Below are 14,350 nucleotides of genomic sequence, written 5' to 3' on the forward strand. Positions count from 1 at the left end.
TTGTCTGGTGACAATGGCAAGGAGGTCACACCTGTTCCCATGCCGAACACAGAAGTTAAGCTCCTTAGCGCCGATGGTAGTCGGACTTACGTTCCGCAAGAGTAGGACGTTGCCAGGCAATAACATTATTCCACAGTAGCTCAGTGGTAGAGCTATCGGCTGTTAACCGATCGGTCGTAGGTTCGAGTCCTACCTGTGGAGCCATATGGCCCCGTGGTCAAGCGGTTAAGACACCGCCCTTTCACGGCGGTAACACGGGTTCGAGTCCCGTCGGGGTCATTACATACGGAGGATTAGCTCAGCTGGGAGAGCATCTGCCTTACAAGCAGAGGGTCGGCGGTTCGAACCCGTCATCCTCCACCATTCAAGTTAATACGCGGAGGGGTAGCGAAGTGGCTAAACGCGGCGGACTGTAAATCCGCTCCTTCGGGTTCGGCAGTTCGAATCTGCCCCCCTCCACCATTAATGGGCTATAGCCAAGCGGTAAGGCAACGGACTTTGACTCCGTCACGCGCTGGTTCGAATCCAGCTAGCCCAGCCATTAGAGCCATTAGCTCAGTTGGTAGAGCATCTGACTTTTAATCAGAGGGTCAGAGGTTCGAATCCTCTATGGCTCACTTAGAAAAGCATTTCTCCTTGGAGAAGTGCTTTTTTTATTTTATCAAATAATATTGAAAAAAATTATAATTTATAAATATAATTTTTATGCTTATTAACCCTTTATATGTGATATGAAAATGTATGTTAAATCATAATTTTGATTTTATATGTAAAATGCTTAATTTATTTTAAAAAACCTTTATTAAATTGACTTGAAAGTTAATTCTGTTTAGCTTATTCTAGTATCACATGAAGACAAAGGGGTTTTTACGAATGACAAATAAAGTAATAGATATTATAGGCGCGCCTTCAACTTTTGGTCAAAGAAAGTTAGGTGTGAATTTTGGACCAGATGCAATTCGATATGCTGGTTTAGTTTCACGCATTAAGGCAATTGGATTATCAGTGAATGATAAAGGTAATATAGAAGTACCTTTTTTAGATATAGAAAAATTTAATTCAGAGCAAAAAGGATTACGTAATTTAAATGAGATTGCAACAGTTTCAAGTAATCTTTGTAAATCTGTTTCTGAGAGTATTAGTGAAAATCATTTTCCATTGATTTTAGGAGGCGATCATTCGATAGCGATTGGTTCTATTTCTGGTGTGAGTCAACATTATAATAATTTAGGTATTATATGGTATGACGCGCATGGTGATTTAAATGTGCCTGAAGAGTCGCCGTCCGGTAATATTCATGGTATGCCTTTACGTATACTAGCAGGTGATGGTGACCCATCACTAGTTGAAATAGGTGGAGATAATCCTAAAGTTAAGGCTGAGAACATTGTTTTAATTGGAATGAGAGATTTAGATATCGGTGAAAAGAAATACATAAAAGAAAACAATATTAAAACTTTTACTATGGCAGATGTTGACCGTATTGGCATAAATCAAGTTATTGAAGAATCATTAAGCTATTTAAAAGATAAAACTGATGGAATTCATTTATCTTTAGATGTTGATGGACTGGATCCTGTTGAAACACCTGGTACAGGGACAAGAGTATTAGGCGGATTAACTTATAGAGAAAGTCATTTTGCACTAGAGCTACTACACAGCAGTAATTTGATAACTTCTATGGATGTTGTTGAGGTAAATCCTTTAATTGATCAAAATAATCATACAGCAGAGCAAGCAGTAAGTTTAGTAGGCAGTTTCTTTGGTGAAACATTATTATAAACATGATTTAAAGCTGATATAAATTCTTTATATATCAGCTTTATTTTAATTGTAAAAAATATATACTTCATATGACAGTTAAGCTTTAGATTGGTATAATAATACTATGGGAACAGAATACCGGAGGAGATGTTATGGATTTTTCCAATTTTTTTGATAACTGGAGTACAGTAAAAATTATAGCTGGCGTACTCGACTTACTCATCGTATGGTATGTACTTTATCTTCTCATTACAGTTTTTAAAGGTACTAAAGCCATTCAATTATTAAAAGGTATAGTGGTCATTGTTATTGGCCAGCAATTGAGTAAGATGTTGAATTTAACAGCTACATCTCGTTTGTTTGATTTGGTTATTCAATGGGGTGTGTTAGCACTAATTGTTATTTTCCAACCGGAAATAAGACGAGCGTTGGAGCAGTTAGGACGAGGAAGCTTGTTTAAGCGTTATTCTTCAAACTTGAATAACGATGAAGGTAAATTAATTTCTTCTGTATCTAAAGCAGTTCAATATATGGCGAAACGTCGTATTGGTGCACTAATTGTTTTTGAAAAGGAAACAGGCTTACAAGATTATATTGAAACAGGTATAGCTATGAATTCTGAGATATCTCAGGAATTACTCACAAATGTGTTTATTCCAAATACACCATTACATGATGGCGCTATGATTATACAAGCAAGTAAAATAGCAAGTGCAGCAAGTTATTTACCTCTCTCAGATAGTGCTAAAATAGCAAAAAGTTTAGGCACAAGACATAGAGCAGCTGTCGGTATTTCAGAAGTATCTGATGCGTTTACAGTTGTAGTGTCCGAAGAAACGGGTTCAATATCAGTTACTTTTGATGGTAAATTGAGAAAAGATATTTCAACAGAAGCTTTTGAAGAGTTACTAGCTGAACATTGGTTTGGCACACACTTTCAACAGAAAGGTGTGAAGTAGATGTTAGAGAGTAAATGGGGGCTTAGACTAATAGCTTTAGTTTTAGCAGTTGTTTTTTTCTTATCTGCAAATAACATGTTTGGCAATATATTTGACGCTGATCACTTTGGTCAAAAGTCAAACGATACTTTACAAGAAGTACCAGTACAAGTTAAGTATGACAATAAGTCGCTATATGCGAGTGATGTACCTGATAAAGTAGATGTGGAAATTTCAGGTCCTCAATCTCAGGTGTTAAAAGCGGAAAATGCAGAGAATGTTAAAGCAGTTTTAGATTTAACTGGTGAAAAAGCAGGAAAACATACTGCACAGTTTAAGGTGAACGGTCTTAGTGAAGATATCGATTATAATGTAAAACCAAAAGAAACATCAGTTAGTTTAGAGAAAAAGGTTAGTAAGACATTAAAGGTTGAGCCTGATGTAAGTAATAATGATTTAGATTCAGATTATAAGGTGAGCTCTCAAAAAGTATCACCTGAATCGGTTACTGTTACAGGTGGTCAAGAACAAATTGATAATATAGCCTACTTAAAAGCTACTTATAAAAATAAAAGTAAAATCTCAAAAGATTTAACAGATGCAGCAACTATTACTGCATTTGATAGAAATTTAAATAAAGTTAAAGTATCAGTGGCACCTAAGGAAGTTAATCTCACAGTAAAGTTGACTGATTATAGTAAGAAAGTTAAAGTAAGACCACAAACGACTGGTGAATTACCAGATAATCTTAAGCTTGATGATATTGATTTAGATGATAAAGAAATAGAAATTTACGGTAATAGAAACGATTTAGATGATATTAATTCAGTTACGGCGGAAATTAATTTAAATAATATTACAGAATCAACGAAGAAAAATGTAAAATTAAAAATTCCGAAAAGTGTTTCTAAAGCTAGTTCTGAAGATACAACTGCTGATATAAGTGTAAAATAGATTATCTAATATAAAGGAGATATAATGATGGCAAAATATTTTGGTACAGACGGCGTAAGGGGCATTGCAAATAAAGAATTGACCCCAGAACTTGCGTTTAAATTAGGGCGTTATGGTGGATATGTTTTAGCTCATAATAAAGGTGAAAAACACCCTAAAGTACTAGTAGGTAGAGATACTCGTGTGTCAGGGGAAATGTTAGAATCAGCGCTTATCGCTGGATTAATCTCAATTGGTGCTGAAGTAATGCGTTTAGGTGTGATATCAACACCTGGCGTAGCTTACTTAACAAGAGAAATGGAAGCAGCATTGGGTGTTATGATTTCTGCATCACACAATCCTGTGGCAGATAACGGAATCAAATTCTTTGGTTCAGATGGCTTTAAACTTTCAGATGATCAAGAACAAGAAATTGAGTCTTTATTAGATCAAGACAATCCTGATTTACCAAGACCAGTTGGTCAAGATATTGTTCATTACTCAGATTATTTTGAGGGTGCTCAAAAATATCTAAGTTACATCAAGTCAACAGTAGATGTTGATTTAGATGGTATGAAAATTGCACTTGATGGTGCTCATGGCTCGACTTCTTCATTAGCTCCGTTTTTATTTGGTGATTTAGAAGCAGATACAGTTACTGTTGGTTGTAATCCAAATGGATATAACATTAATGATGGTGTGGGATCAACACATCCTGAAGTGTTAGCTAAAAAAGTGCTTGAAGATGAATGTGATTTTGGTTTAGCATTTGATGGAGATGGAGATCGATTGATTGCAGTTGATGAAAATGGTGAAATTGTCGATGGAGATCAAATTATGTTTATCATTGGGCAAGAAATGTCGAAAAACCAAGAACTTAATGACAATATGATAGTTTCTACAGTAATGAGTAATCTTGGCTTTTATAAAGCATTAGAAAATGAAGGTATTCAATCTAATAAAACAAAAGTTGGCGATCGCTATGTCGTTGAAGAAATGCGTAGAGGAAATTACAACTTAGGTGGCGAACAATCAGGTCATATTGTTATGATGGATTATAATACAACAGGAGATGGACTTTTAACAGGTGTCCAGTTAGCAAGTGTCATTAAAATGACTGGAAAAAAATTAAGTCAATTAGCTAAACAAATGAAGAAATATCCTCAGTCATTAGTAAATATTAGAGTAACAGATAAGTATCGTGTAGAGGAAAATGTTGATGTACAAGAGGTAATGACAAAAGTAGAAGTTGAAATGAATGGTGAAGGCCGTATTTTAGTCAGACCTTCTGGTACAGAGCCACTTGTTCGTGTAATGGTGGAAGCGGCTACCGATGAGGATGCACAGCGTTATGCTCAAACAATTGCTGATGTTGTTGAAGAAAAAATGGGCTTAGAATAATAAATTAATAAAAAAGGACAACTAATTTAGTTGTCCTTTTTTCGTTCGCTTATAATAATTTGTAAGCTTTTGTAATTTCTTCAGTTAAATTTTCATCTGTATTTGCATATTCTTTTAAGAAAGCCTCTACACCATATGAATGGATATAGTTATTTTTTTCTACTGTTTCTTTGTCATTATTATCTTCATACTTTAGTAATAAAGCTGCAGTTTTTACTAAATGTGTATGTTTTAGATTGTTTTGATACAAGTAATTTAAAGGTTTGATGATACGGTCTTGTGGACCTATTTTTCTTAAAGTACCACGACCTACGCGTGTTACTTCATCAGAAAGATGTGGGTTTTCAAAACGTTTGATTATTTTTTCAACATATTGTGATTGTGCTTCTTGAGTAAAATCAAACTGTTGTGTAATATATTCACTTGTTTCTTCTAACGTTTGATATAAATCATGTTTAATTACTTTATCATTAACTGCATCTAAAACTGTTTTTTTGTCGTGGAATTGACCAGCATAAGCTAAAAATGCGTGTCCAGTATTGACAGTTAAAAGCTTTCTTTCAATATAAGGTGTGAGTCTATCTACATATTTAATGTGATTCAACTCTGGACCAAACCAAGTATCTTTTTCAACAACCCATTCGTAAAATGGCTCAACCATTACATCTAAAATATTGTCATTTTTTTGTAACGGTACAATACGATCAACCGCTGAATTAGAGAAATGAATATGATCACCTAAAGGGCCAGTAATATTGAGAATGGCTTCTTTTAAAGTGTCGGTAGCCATAATCGCATTTTCACATGCAACAATATTTACTGGTGTATCTTTTTCCTTTAAGAATGGCGCAAATGATTTAGCGATAATAGGTAATATGTTTACACCAACGGCTGTAGTGATAATGTCTGCTTCTAAAACTGCTTGTTTGAGTTCATCGGTAGGTGAGGCTGAATTAATAGCATCAACATTATTTACACGTGTTGTTGTACGTGATTCGTCTGCTAAAATCACGTCATATGCTTTTTCTTTATCTAAAGCATCAATAATTTCAGTATTTACATCGGCAAATGTAACTTTGATATTATTATCAGCTAAAATATACCCGATAAAGCCTCTTCCTATATTTCCAGCTCCAAAATGTAAAGCTTTCATTATGCATCAGCCTCCTCAAAGACTTGTTTGATTTCTTCAGCTGATTTAGCGTTAATAATACGATCAACATTTTCTTCTTCACTAAAAGTAATCGCAATTTTTGATAATAAATCTAAATGTTCTCCATCTTTCCCAGCGATACCAACAACTACTTTAACTTCTTCACCATCCCAATCGATACCTTCAGGAATTTGTAGTAATGTCAAACCTGATTTCAATACACTTGCTTTGGCTTCATCAGTACCATGAGGAATAGCTAAACCATTACCCATAAATGTTGAAACAACTTGTTCTCGATCTTTCATAGCTTGGATATATGCATCTGTTACTGCACCACTTGATACTAGAGCATTTCCAGCTTTTTCAATTGCCTCATTTTGATTTGTTACTGTCGCATTAATAAAAATATTTTCGTTGCTAAATAATTCAGTCATAGTAAATCTCTCCTAGTTAAGTAATTTTTTTAATTTTAAAAGATAACTTTGTTTTAATATTTGTTTTATGTTGCTTGAATCTTGAAGAAATGTATCTAAAGTGTTTATATGCTCTACTAAATTGCTAGAAACATCACTGATAATTTCAGAAAGCATATTTTCATCTGCAGGTATAAACATATTTAATAAATAGCTAATTTCACAACTTTCAGTATTATCCTTTTCAAATACAATTGGTTTATTTAAAACTGTAATTAAGATAAAAGGCTTTTGTATCAAGTCACTTTTTAAATGTGGAATTGCAATTGGGTATGGATCTAATGCAAAATTTTGTTCACTATTACGTTTGGTTAAAAGTTTAATGAAAGCATTTTTATCATTGATAATTTGATGTTCAAATGTTTTTTCTGCTAAATAGCTTTGCCAATTTGTAACATCTGTATTATCAATATATACAGAATCTACAAGTTCTAAACCTTTTCTCATAAAGCTTATTGTTGCATCCGAGTTCATAATTTCAAGTTTTGAATCTTGTTCTTGTGTCAAATTTTGATTTGTTGATGAATGTGTGTTTAAAAATGCTGCTACATGTTTAATATCAGCATCAGGTAATAAAGGATTAACAGTAATATAGGACGCATTAATATCTAAATCTACGGTTGAAATAATAGCGTCAAATTGATTTGTATTAAGTTGTTTTAAATCACTAACCGATGATTGTGTAGTACGGGTTATTTCTGAAAATGTTTGTTCTAAACGCGTTGCTAATAATCGACTAGTACCTATACCACTACTACATACAACAAGTATTGATAATTCATGTTCTTGTTGATTATAGATTGCACCACCAAAATGTAAAACAATAAAAGCAATTTCACTATCAGGGAATTCAAGTTCTGGCCATGTTTGTTGTAAAGCATGTGTAATACTATTAAACAAAACAGGGTAATTTTGTTTAATCATATCTGTCAATGGATTATAAGTTTCAATATTCGCTCTAAGTCTATTAATTGCCGGTATGATATGCAACTTTAAGCCTTCTGTTAAAGTTGTTAAATCTGTGAAAGTCATGTTTGATTTCTCAGCGACATTGGATACAAATTCAGTAATGATATTTTCATCATAGTCATCATTAACACCATCAGTAGATGCTTTACGTTTAGCGCCTCTCAAGTGAATTGTAATGAATGTAATTTCTGACTGGTTAAATTGAACGCCGTATATATGTTCTAATTGTAATGCCAATGCTGATGCGACTTCATGTTCAAATGTGTCTTTAGCACTATTGTATATTTCAGTGCTAAGACCAACATATTCTCCATTTAACATCCGATCTATACTTAAAACGATGTGCACAGTCAGTGTTAAATAACTTGATTCAGTTAGTGAGTAGGGTAGTTGATCTAGATGATCCATTAAGACACGCTCTACTTGGAAAATTTTATCCATGTCAACCATGGATAACTGTGAAGCATTTAAAGATTGGTATACAAAGTGATTTTCTATAACGGAATATACACTGGTACTATTTAAATTATTTACCATAAGTTGGCTTAATAACTCGCGTTTTTTTGATTCTGGTCCTTCTAATCGAATACCTTCACCGCGTTTTTTAATTAATGCCAATTGATACTGTACGAGTTCATATTCTAACTCATCTAATAGTTTAGCTAATGTTTGAGTAGATACACCAATTTCATGTGCTAAACTGTATTGTTTGATTGGGTCCTTTGTCTGAATCAAGCCATATAAGATGATTACTTTTTGTTCTTCTTGAGATAAGTCAATTGTATCTTGCTTTAAAATAGTTTTTTTAAGGTTTGTAATTAACGCTAAATTAGCATCTAATTGGATACCTTTTTTATTCACACGTTCTAATTTAATATTAAATGTATCAAGAAAAGTTTCAATAGATTTCAATTCTCTATGAATCGTACGAGAGGATACAGCTAAATGTTGTGCAATGTCGTAAATTTTGACATATTGGCCGTGATATTTAATTAACATTTCGATAATTTCTTTTTCACGAGTGCTTAAAAACATAGCTATATCCTCCAATGTATTCCTTTAGGTAATCATAAAAGTATTTATTTGTCTTGTTCTTTTAAGTTTTCTAATAATTCATCATATCTCGGTGAATTTAAGAAATTATCCACTGATATATGAATAGCACTAGGTGTTTGTTTGATTGCTCTATCAGTAAGTTTTTTCTGAGTAATAACAAGTTGAGCATCACTTGGTAATTGATTAATAGCAGTATTTGTTACATCAACATTTTGAATACCAGCTTTTTTAAATTTATTTCTCAACATGCTAGCTCCCATAGCACTTGATCCCATACCTGCATCACAAGCAAAGATTACATGATTTACCGTGCTATAATCATGTGCATCAACGTTTTCTGTATCATAGTTATCTAATAAATCTTCTTCAGAATCTTCGGTACGATTTTGATTAACTGCAGTAGCTGTAGTTGCTGTATCAGTAGAAGTTTCAGCAGTATCTTTATCTTCTTTCCCTGATAGTTTAGAAGATACACTTGATTTTTTGCCTTTATTTGCTTCCATTTTAGCAGTTGCAGCTTCTAAATCTTGTTCTGGTTCTTTTGTGAATTTTAAAATTAATGCAGCTACTACAAATGAAACGATTGCTGCTAATAAAACGCCTAACAACATTTGTAGAAATTCGCCTTTAGGTGCATTTAACATATAAACAATAAATGAGCCTGGTGAAGCGGGACTCTTGAATCCAAAATCAACAATTGAATATGTTGCAACACCTGTCATACCACCTAAAATAACAGCGATAAATAATAAAGGTCTCATCAATACATACGGGAAGTAGATTTCATGAATTCCGCCTAAGAAATGAATAATCCCAGCTCCATATGATGTAGCTTTAGCTGTGCCTTTACCAAATATCATATAGGCAACAAGTATACCTAAACCAGGTCCCGGGTTTGATTCAATTGTATAAAGAATCGATTGTCCAGCAGATGCAGCTTGATCTGCTCCTAGTGGTGTGAAGACACCATGATTAATTGCATTATTTAAGAATACGATTTTAGCAGGTTCAACAATAATACTTACAAGTGGTAATAAATGTGCATGTACTAATGTTTCGACCGCTAAGGAGAGTACGTGCATGATAAATTCCATAATTGGAGCTAATATTTTAAATCCAACAATTGTCATGATAAATCCTAAAATACCAGCAGAAAAATTATTAAATAACATTTCAAAACCTTGTGGTGTTCGAGGTTGAATAAATTCATCTGTCTTTTTCATCAACCAACCAACTAATGGCCCCATAATCATAGCACCAAGTAACATCGGTGTATCTGGCAATGCAACAATGACTCCCATTGTTGCTACGGCAGCAATAATTCCACCTCGCATTTCATGTATTAATCTACCACCACTATACGCAATAAGTAATGGGATTAAATAAGTAATCATAGGTCCCGCGAGTTGACTTAAATCTTTATTTGGCCACCAACCACCATCTATAAATATAGCGGCAATGAAACCCCAAGCAATAAAAGCACCGATATTTGGCATAATCATACTACTTAAAAATGAACCAAATGCTTGAACTTTGCGTCCAATTCCTTTATTCTCCTCAGTTTGAGATTGTGACATAATTTTGCACCCCTTTTTCTTTTGATTATAGCTTCATTGTAGTGGGAGGCATGAATATAAACAACTTAAAGTAATTTAAACTTTGTCACACACATTGTGACAAAAGTGTGAGATATTATATAGCTAGTGGTTTAGTTGTCATTTACTGATTTTAAAATAAGAAAAAATTTATTTGAATTTGGTGATTTTATAAAGTTTATTTAATGTTTGCATTGGTAGAGTTAAACATTGTACAATAGGTTGTATTGAAGGAAGGAGGAAAGGAAAGTAAGTATTCAATTTAAAGCGCCTGTGCAAGTGATGAGGTATTGCGTCAAACATTTAAGGTTTATATCAGAAATCTTAATAGACAAAAATATCGAAACTTGTAGACGAGGAGGATAGTTATCGAACCATCGGCGGATGCTATCCCGGATGTGGCTCATTCGTGAACTTATTAAGGAAAACATTAGGGTAACCTGGTGCACAAAGTTAATAAGTTAGCCAAACTAAATAAAAACTATAAAAAGGTCATTGGGATAAGTATGTACTTTTTTAGGTTGATTTATAACCATTTAATGAAAATTAGTCTATAGAATTGTATTAATTTATCACGCATCGTAATAACGTATAGCGTATATACCAATGCCTTATTCATTGGAGGAATATTAATATGTGCGGAATTGTAGGATATATTGGGCATGATAATGCTAAAGAATTATTATTAAAAGGATTAGAAAAATTAGAATACAGAGGATATGACTCAGCTGGTGTCGCAGTTGCAAATGAAGATGGGACTTCAGTGTTTAAATCTAAAGGTAGAATAGCTGACCTTAGAGAAGTAGCAGAGAGCGAAGAAACTGATGGTAACGTGGGTATCGGTCATACACGTTGGGCGACACACGGTGTTCCTAACTATGAAAATTCACATCCACACCGTTCTAGTTCAAATCGTTTCACATTAGTTCATAATGGTGTAATTGAGAATTATGAAGAGCTTAAAAATGAATATTTATCTGATGTATCTTTTATTTCTGAAACGGATACAGAAGTTATTGTTCAATTGGTAGAACACTTTTCAAATGAAGGTTTAACTACTGAAGCTGCTTTTTCTAAAGTTATTTCTTTATTAGAAGGTTCATATGCATTAGGTTTAATTGATGATGAAGATAAAGAAACAATCTTTGTAGCGAAGAACAAATCACCATTATTAGTTGGTGTTGGTGATGACTTTAACGTTATTGCATCAGATGCTATTGCAATGTTACAAGTAACAAACCAATATAAAGAAATTCATGACCATGAAATAGTAATTGTTAAACGTAATGAAGTGGTTATTAAAGACCAAGATGGTAACATCCAAGAAAGAGATGCATACACAGCTCAAATCGATGCTGCTGATGCAGAAAAGGGTGTTTATGATCACTATATGTTAAAAGAGATTCATGAGCAACCTGCAGTTATGCGCCGAATTATTCAAGAGTATCAAGATGAAGACGGTAATTTAAAAATGGATGCAGACGTTATTAAAGATGTGGCAGAAGCTGACCGTATTTATATTATTGCAGCAGGAACAAGCTATCATGCTGGACTTGTAGGTAAAGAGTTTATTGAAAAATGGGCAGGCGTTCCGACTGAAGTACATGTTGCATCTGAATTTGTTTATAACATGCCATTATTATCTGAAAAACCATTATTCATTTATATTTCACAATCAGGTGAAACTGCAGATAGTAGAGCAGTACTAGTTGAAACTAATAAATTAGGCCACAAGTCATTAACAATTACTAATGTCGCTGGTTCAACGCTTTCACGTGAAGCGAATCATACATTATTATTGCATGCTGGTCCTGAAATTGCTGTTGCTTCAACAAAAGCGTATACAGCACAAATTGCAGTATTATCAATCTTGTCACAAATTGTTGCAAAAGAACATGGAAGAGAAGCAGATGTTGATTTGTTACGTGAACTTGCAAAAGTGACAACATCTATTGAAGCAATTGTTGATGATGCTGATATTATGGAACAAATTTCTAGAGATTTCTTAGCAACAACAAGAAACGCATTCTTTATCGGTCGTACAATTGATTACAATGTTAGTCTTGAAGGAGCATTGAAATTAAAAGAGATTTCATATATTCAAGCTGAAGGTTTTGCTGGTGGAGAATTGAAGCATGGTACGATTGCATTAATTGAAGAAGGGACACCAGTCATTGCATTAGCTACTCAAAGTAAGGTAAATCTTTCGATTCGTGGTAATGTGAAGGAAGTTGCTGCACGCGGTGCAAATCCTTGTATCATTTCAATGGATGGATTAGATAAAGAAGGAGATACTTATGTTATCCCTCATGTCCATGAATTATTGACGCCACTTGTGTCAGTAGTTGCTTTCCAATTAATTTCTTATTATGCAGCATTACACAGAGAGTTAGATGTCGATAAACCACGTAACTTAGCTAAGTCAGTTACAGTGGAATAAATATAGTATATGTGAACTGTCGGTAAAGTTTATAACTTTATCGGCAGTTTTTTTCATATCATAATTGAAATTTTAAGGAAATGGCGATTTTTGGTGTTACTATATATGTCATTTCTATCGGAGCTAACTAACGAAGTTGATTTAATTAGTATATACTTCAAACGTACTAAAATTAATGTATATAAACATCTGAAATTACATTTTGGTTATGATATTATTGTTTTAATTTGTAATATTAATAATATTTAAAACTTTTAAATTAGGAAATGAAATATCAATTAACATTTTGAAATTAATATATTGTTAAAAGGTATATGATTTATTATGCTTATTGTATTGAAATACAACATTTTAAGGTGAGAAAGGAGTTTGATGATGGCAAAACCTAAAATTTATACTATGAGATTTAGTGATGTGTACCCTCACTTAGTAAAAAAAGTTGAGAAAAAAGGTCGCACAAAAGCAGAAGTTGATCAACTGATTAAGTGGATGACTGGATATAGTCAAATTGATATAGATAATCTAATTTTGGATGATACGGATTATGAACATTTCATTATAAATGCGCCTGAATTAAATCCTCAAAGAAAGTTTATTACAGGTCGTATTTGTGGTGTGAAAGTTGAAGAAATGGACGCATCTATAATGAAAGAAATTCGATATTTAGATAAATTAGTTGATGATCTTGCTAAAGGAAAATCAATGAATCAACTTATCGGAACGCAGTAAGTAGAAATAGAGTTATATATTTTGGCAAATCAATTTAACTAAAAGGGGTAGTTTTTGTGTTAATAGATTTAAATGGCATTTCAAGAAGAAAGCAAGGGAAAGAAATTATAAAAAATGTGTCTTGGAAAATTAATAAAGGTGAAAAGTGGATGTTGTATGGACTAAATGGTGCAGGCAAAACAACGCTTTTAAACATATTGAATGCCTATGAGCCCATTACTGAAGGCGACATTACATTATTTAATATGAAACCAGGTAAAATGGGTTATTCAGCGGATGCTGTGCGTGATAATATTGGATTTGTTTCAAATAGTTTAATGGACCGTTTTCAAGATGGTGAGATTGTATTAGATGTTGTAATTAGTGGTATTTTTAAATCGATTGGTGTATATCAATCTGTTTCACCAGAACATATTGAGAGAGCGAAACAAAGTCTCTCAAATATGGGTATGTCTTCATTTGAACAACAATATTACGGTTATCTTTCTACAGGTGAAAGGCAAAAAGTATTGATTGCAAGAGCTTTGATGGGGAATCCACAGTTATTAATTTTAGATGAACCTGCATCAGGATTAGATTTTATTGCTAGAGAAGATTTGTTAATATCGCTTGATAAACTCTATAATCAAAATTCAGAACTTGCAGTGATTTATGTTACACATTTCGTAGAAGAAATTACAGAAAGCATTCAAAAGGGATTTTTATTAAAACAAGGTCGCCGATTTATGCAAGGCGATATTCAAAATGTATTGTCTAGTGAAACACTATCAGAATATTTTAATAGAAATGTGATTATTAATAAGCAAAATAATCGATATTCATTGTTTTTAAAAGAGCATAACATTGCAGAAAATGAAATATAGTGACATAATTTAAAACGAAAATATATGTTGGAGGCT

General features: G+C 33.2%; 11 protein-coding genes, 6 tRNA genes and 1 rRNA gene. 14 read left to right on the plus strand and 4 right to left on the minus strand.

Features of this window, described 5'->3' with window-relative positions; translation table 11 throughout:
- Positions 1 to 3 precede the first annotated feature (3 nt).
- From rrf to glmM, 11 genes are all read left to right on the plus strand, one after another.
- A 5S ribosomal RNA gene (rrf, locus tag MHZ36_RS11675) occupies positions 4 to 118 on the plus strand.
- An 11-nt stretch (positions 119 to 129) separates the two neighbouring features.
- Positions 130 to 204 (plus strand) — tRNA-Asn (locus MHZ36_RS11680).
- Between the two features lie 3 nt (positions 205 to 207).
- Positions 208 to 279: transfer RNA gene (locus MHZ36_RS11685), tRNA-Glu, on the plus strand.
- Between the two features lie 8 nt (positions 280 to 287).
- Positions 288 to 363: transfer RNA gene (locus tag MHZ36_RS11690), tRNA-Val, on the plus strand.
- Between the two features lie 15 nt (positions 364 to 378).
- Positions 379 to 462: transfer RNA gene (locus MHZ36_RS11695), tRNA-Tyr, on the plus strand.
- A gap of 4 nt (positions 463 to 466) precedes the next feature.
- A tRNA-Gln gene (locus MHZ36_RS11700) sits at positions 467 to 541 on the plus strand.
- Positions 542 to 544: 3 nt separating this feature from the next.
- Positions 545 to 617 (plus strand) — tRNA-Lys (locus tag MHZ36_RS11705).
- Positions 618 to 873: 256 nt separating this feature from the next.
- Positions 874 to 1,782 (plus strand): arginase, encoded by a 909-nt coding sequence (rocF, locus tag MHZ36_RS11710; RefSeq protein ID WP_239231836.1) that lies wholly within the window; start codon positions 874 to 876, stop codon positions 1,780 to 1,782.
- 134 nt (positions 1,783 to 1,916) lie between these two features.
- Positions 1,917 to 2,723, plus strand: coding sequence for a diadenylate cyclase CdaA (gene cdaA / locus MHZ36_RS11715; RefSeq protein WP_239231837.1), 807 nt, complete (start codon positions 1,917 to 1,919; stop codon positions 2,721 to 2,723).
- Entirely contained in the window at positions 2,724 to 3,656 is a 933-nt protein-coding gene (locus MHZ36_RS11720) for a CdaR family protein (RefSeq protein WP_239231838.1), read from the plus strand.
- A 27-nt stretch (positions 3,657 to 3,683) separates the two neighbouring features.
- Positions 3,684 to 5,036: a phosphoglucosamine mutase gene (gene glmM, locus MHZ36_RS11725; RefSeq protein WP_239231839.1), complete on the plus strand. Its 1,353-nt coding sequence runs from the start codon at positions 3,684 to 3,686 to the stop codon at positions 5,034 to 5,036.
- Positions 5,037 to 5,085: 49 nt separating this feature from the next.
- On the opposite strand, the gene MHZ36_RS11730 is transcribed toward glmM, so the two are convergent.
- The 4 genes from MHZ36_RS11730 to MHZ36_RS11745 are packed head-to-tail and all read right to left on the minus strand — an operon-like array spanning position 5,086 to position 10,264.
- Positions 5,086 to 6,189 carry a mannitol-1-phosphate 5-dehydrogenase gene (locus MHZ36_RS11730; protein WP_239231840.1) on the minus strand — a complete coding sequence of 368 codons (1,104 nt, stop codon included), beginning with the start codon at positions 6,187 to 6,189 and terminating at the stop codon, positions 5,086 to 5,088.
- Entirely contained in the window at positions 6,189 to 6,623 is a 435-nt protein-coding gene (locus MHZ36_RS11735; RefSeq protein ID WP_239231842.1) for a PTS mannitol transporter subunit IIA, read from the minus strand. The genes MHZ36_RS11730 and MHZ36_RS11735 overlap by 1 nt, the downstream gene beginning before the upstream one ends.
- Before the next feature lie 12 nt (positions 6,624 to 6,635).
- Positions 6,636 to 8,666, minus strand: a complete 2,031-nt coding sequence (locus MHZ36_RS11740) for a BglG family transcription antiterminator (RefSeq protein WP_239231843.1) — start codon at positions 8,664 to 8,666, stop codon at positions 6,636 to 6,638.
- A gap of 44 nt (positions 8,667 to 8,710) precedes the next feature.
- Positions 8,711 to 10,264 carry a PTS mannitol transporter subunit IIBC gene (locus tag MHZ36_RS11745; protein ID WP_239231845.1) on the minus strand — a complete coding sequence of 518 codons (1,554 nt, stop codon included), beginning with the start codon at positions 10,262 to 10,264 and terminating at the stop codon, positions 8,711 to 8,713.
- A gap of 652 nt (positions 10,265 to 10,916) precedes the next feature.
- Here MHZ36_RS11745 and glmS point away from each other — a divergent pair.
- The 3 genes from glmS to MHZ36_RS11760 all read left to right on the plus strand — a co-directional run bounded on the left by glmS (position 10,917) and on the right by MHZ36_RS11760 (position 14,314).
- Positions 10,917 to 12,722: a glutamine--fructose-6-phosphate transaminase (isomerizing) gene (glmS, locus tag MHZ36_RS11750; protein ID WP_239231846.1), complete on the plus strand. Its 1,806-nt coding sequence runs from the start codon at positions 10,917 to 10,919 to the stop codon at positions 12,720 to 12,722.
- A gap of 375 nt (positions 12,723 to 13,097) precedes the next feature.
- Positions 13,098 to 13,451, plus strand: coding sequence for a DUF2200 domain-containing protein (locus tag MHZ36_RS11755; protein WP_239231847.1), 354 nt, complete (start codon positions 13,098 to 13,100; stop codon positions 13,449 to 13,451).
- A 56-nt stretch (positions 13,452 to 13,507) separates the two neighbouring features.
- Positions 13,508 to 14,314, plus strand: coding sequence for an ABC transporter ATP-binding protein (locus tag MHZ36_RS11760; protein ID WP_239231849.1), 807 nt, complete (start codon positions 13,508 to 13,510; stop codon positions 14,312 to 14,314).
- Positions 14,315 to 14,350 lie beyond the last annotated feature (36 nt).

Source organism: Staphylococcus sp. ACRSN (genome assembly GCF_022346615.1).
Lineage (GTDB): Bacteria > Bacillota > Bacilli > Staphylococcales > Staphylococcaceae > Staphylococcus.

Bases quoted from the DNA above. Each gene is read 5' to 3' on its own strand.
- MHZ36_RS11735 (WP_239231842.1), bottom strand. From the start codon at position 6,623: ATGACTGAATTATTTAGCAACGAAAATATTTTTATTAATGCGACAGTA.
- MHZ36_RS11745 (WP_239231845.1), bottom strand. From the start codon at position 10,264: ATGTCACAATCTCAAACTGAGGAGAATAAAGGAATTGGACGCAAAGTT.
- rocF (WP_239231836.1), top strand. From the start codon at position 874: ATGACAAATAAAGTAATAGATATTATAGGCGCGCCTTCAACTTTTGGT.
- MHZ36_RS11740 (WP_239231843.1), bottom strand. From the start codon at position 8,666: ATGTTTTTAAGCACTCGTGAAAAAGAAATTATCGAAATGTTAATTAAA.
- MHZ36_RS11720 (WP_239231838.1), top strand. From the start codon at position 2,724: ATGTTAGAGAGTAAATGGGGGCTTAGACTAATAGCTTTAGTTTTAGCA.
- glmS (WP_239231846.1), top strand. From the start codon at position 10,917: ATGTGCGGAATTGTAGGATATATTGGGCATGATAATGCTAAAGAATTA.
- glmM (WP_239231839.1), top strand. From the start codon at position 3,684: ATGGCAAAATATTTTGGTACAGACGGCGTAAGGGGCATTGCAAATAAA.
- cdaA (WP_239231837.1), top strand. From the start codon at position 1,917: ATGGATTTTTCCAATTTTTTTGATAACTGGAGTACAGTAAAAATTATA.
- MHZ36_RS11730 (WP_239231840.1), bottom strand. From the start codon at position 6,189: ATGAAAGCTTTACATTTTGGAGCTGGAAATATAGGAAGAGGCTTTATC.
- MHZ36_RS11755 (WP_239231847.1), top strand. From the start codon at position 13,098: ATGGCAAAACCTAAAATTTATACTATGAGATTTAGTGATGTGTACCCT.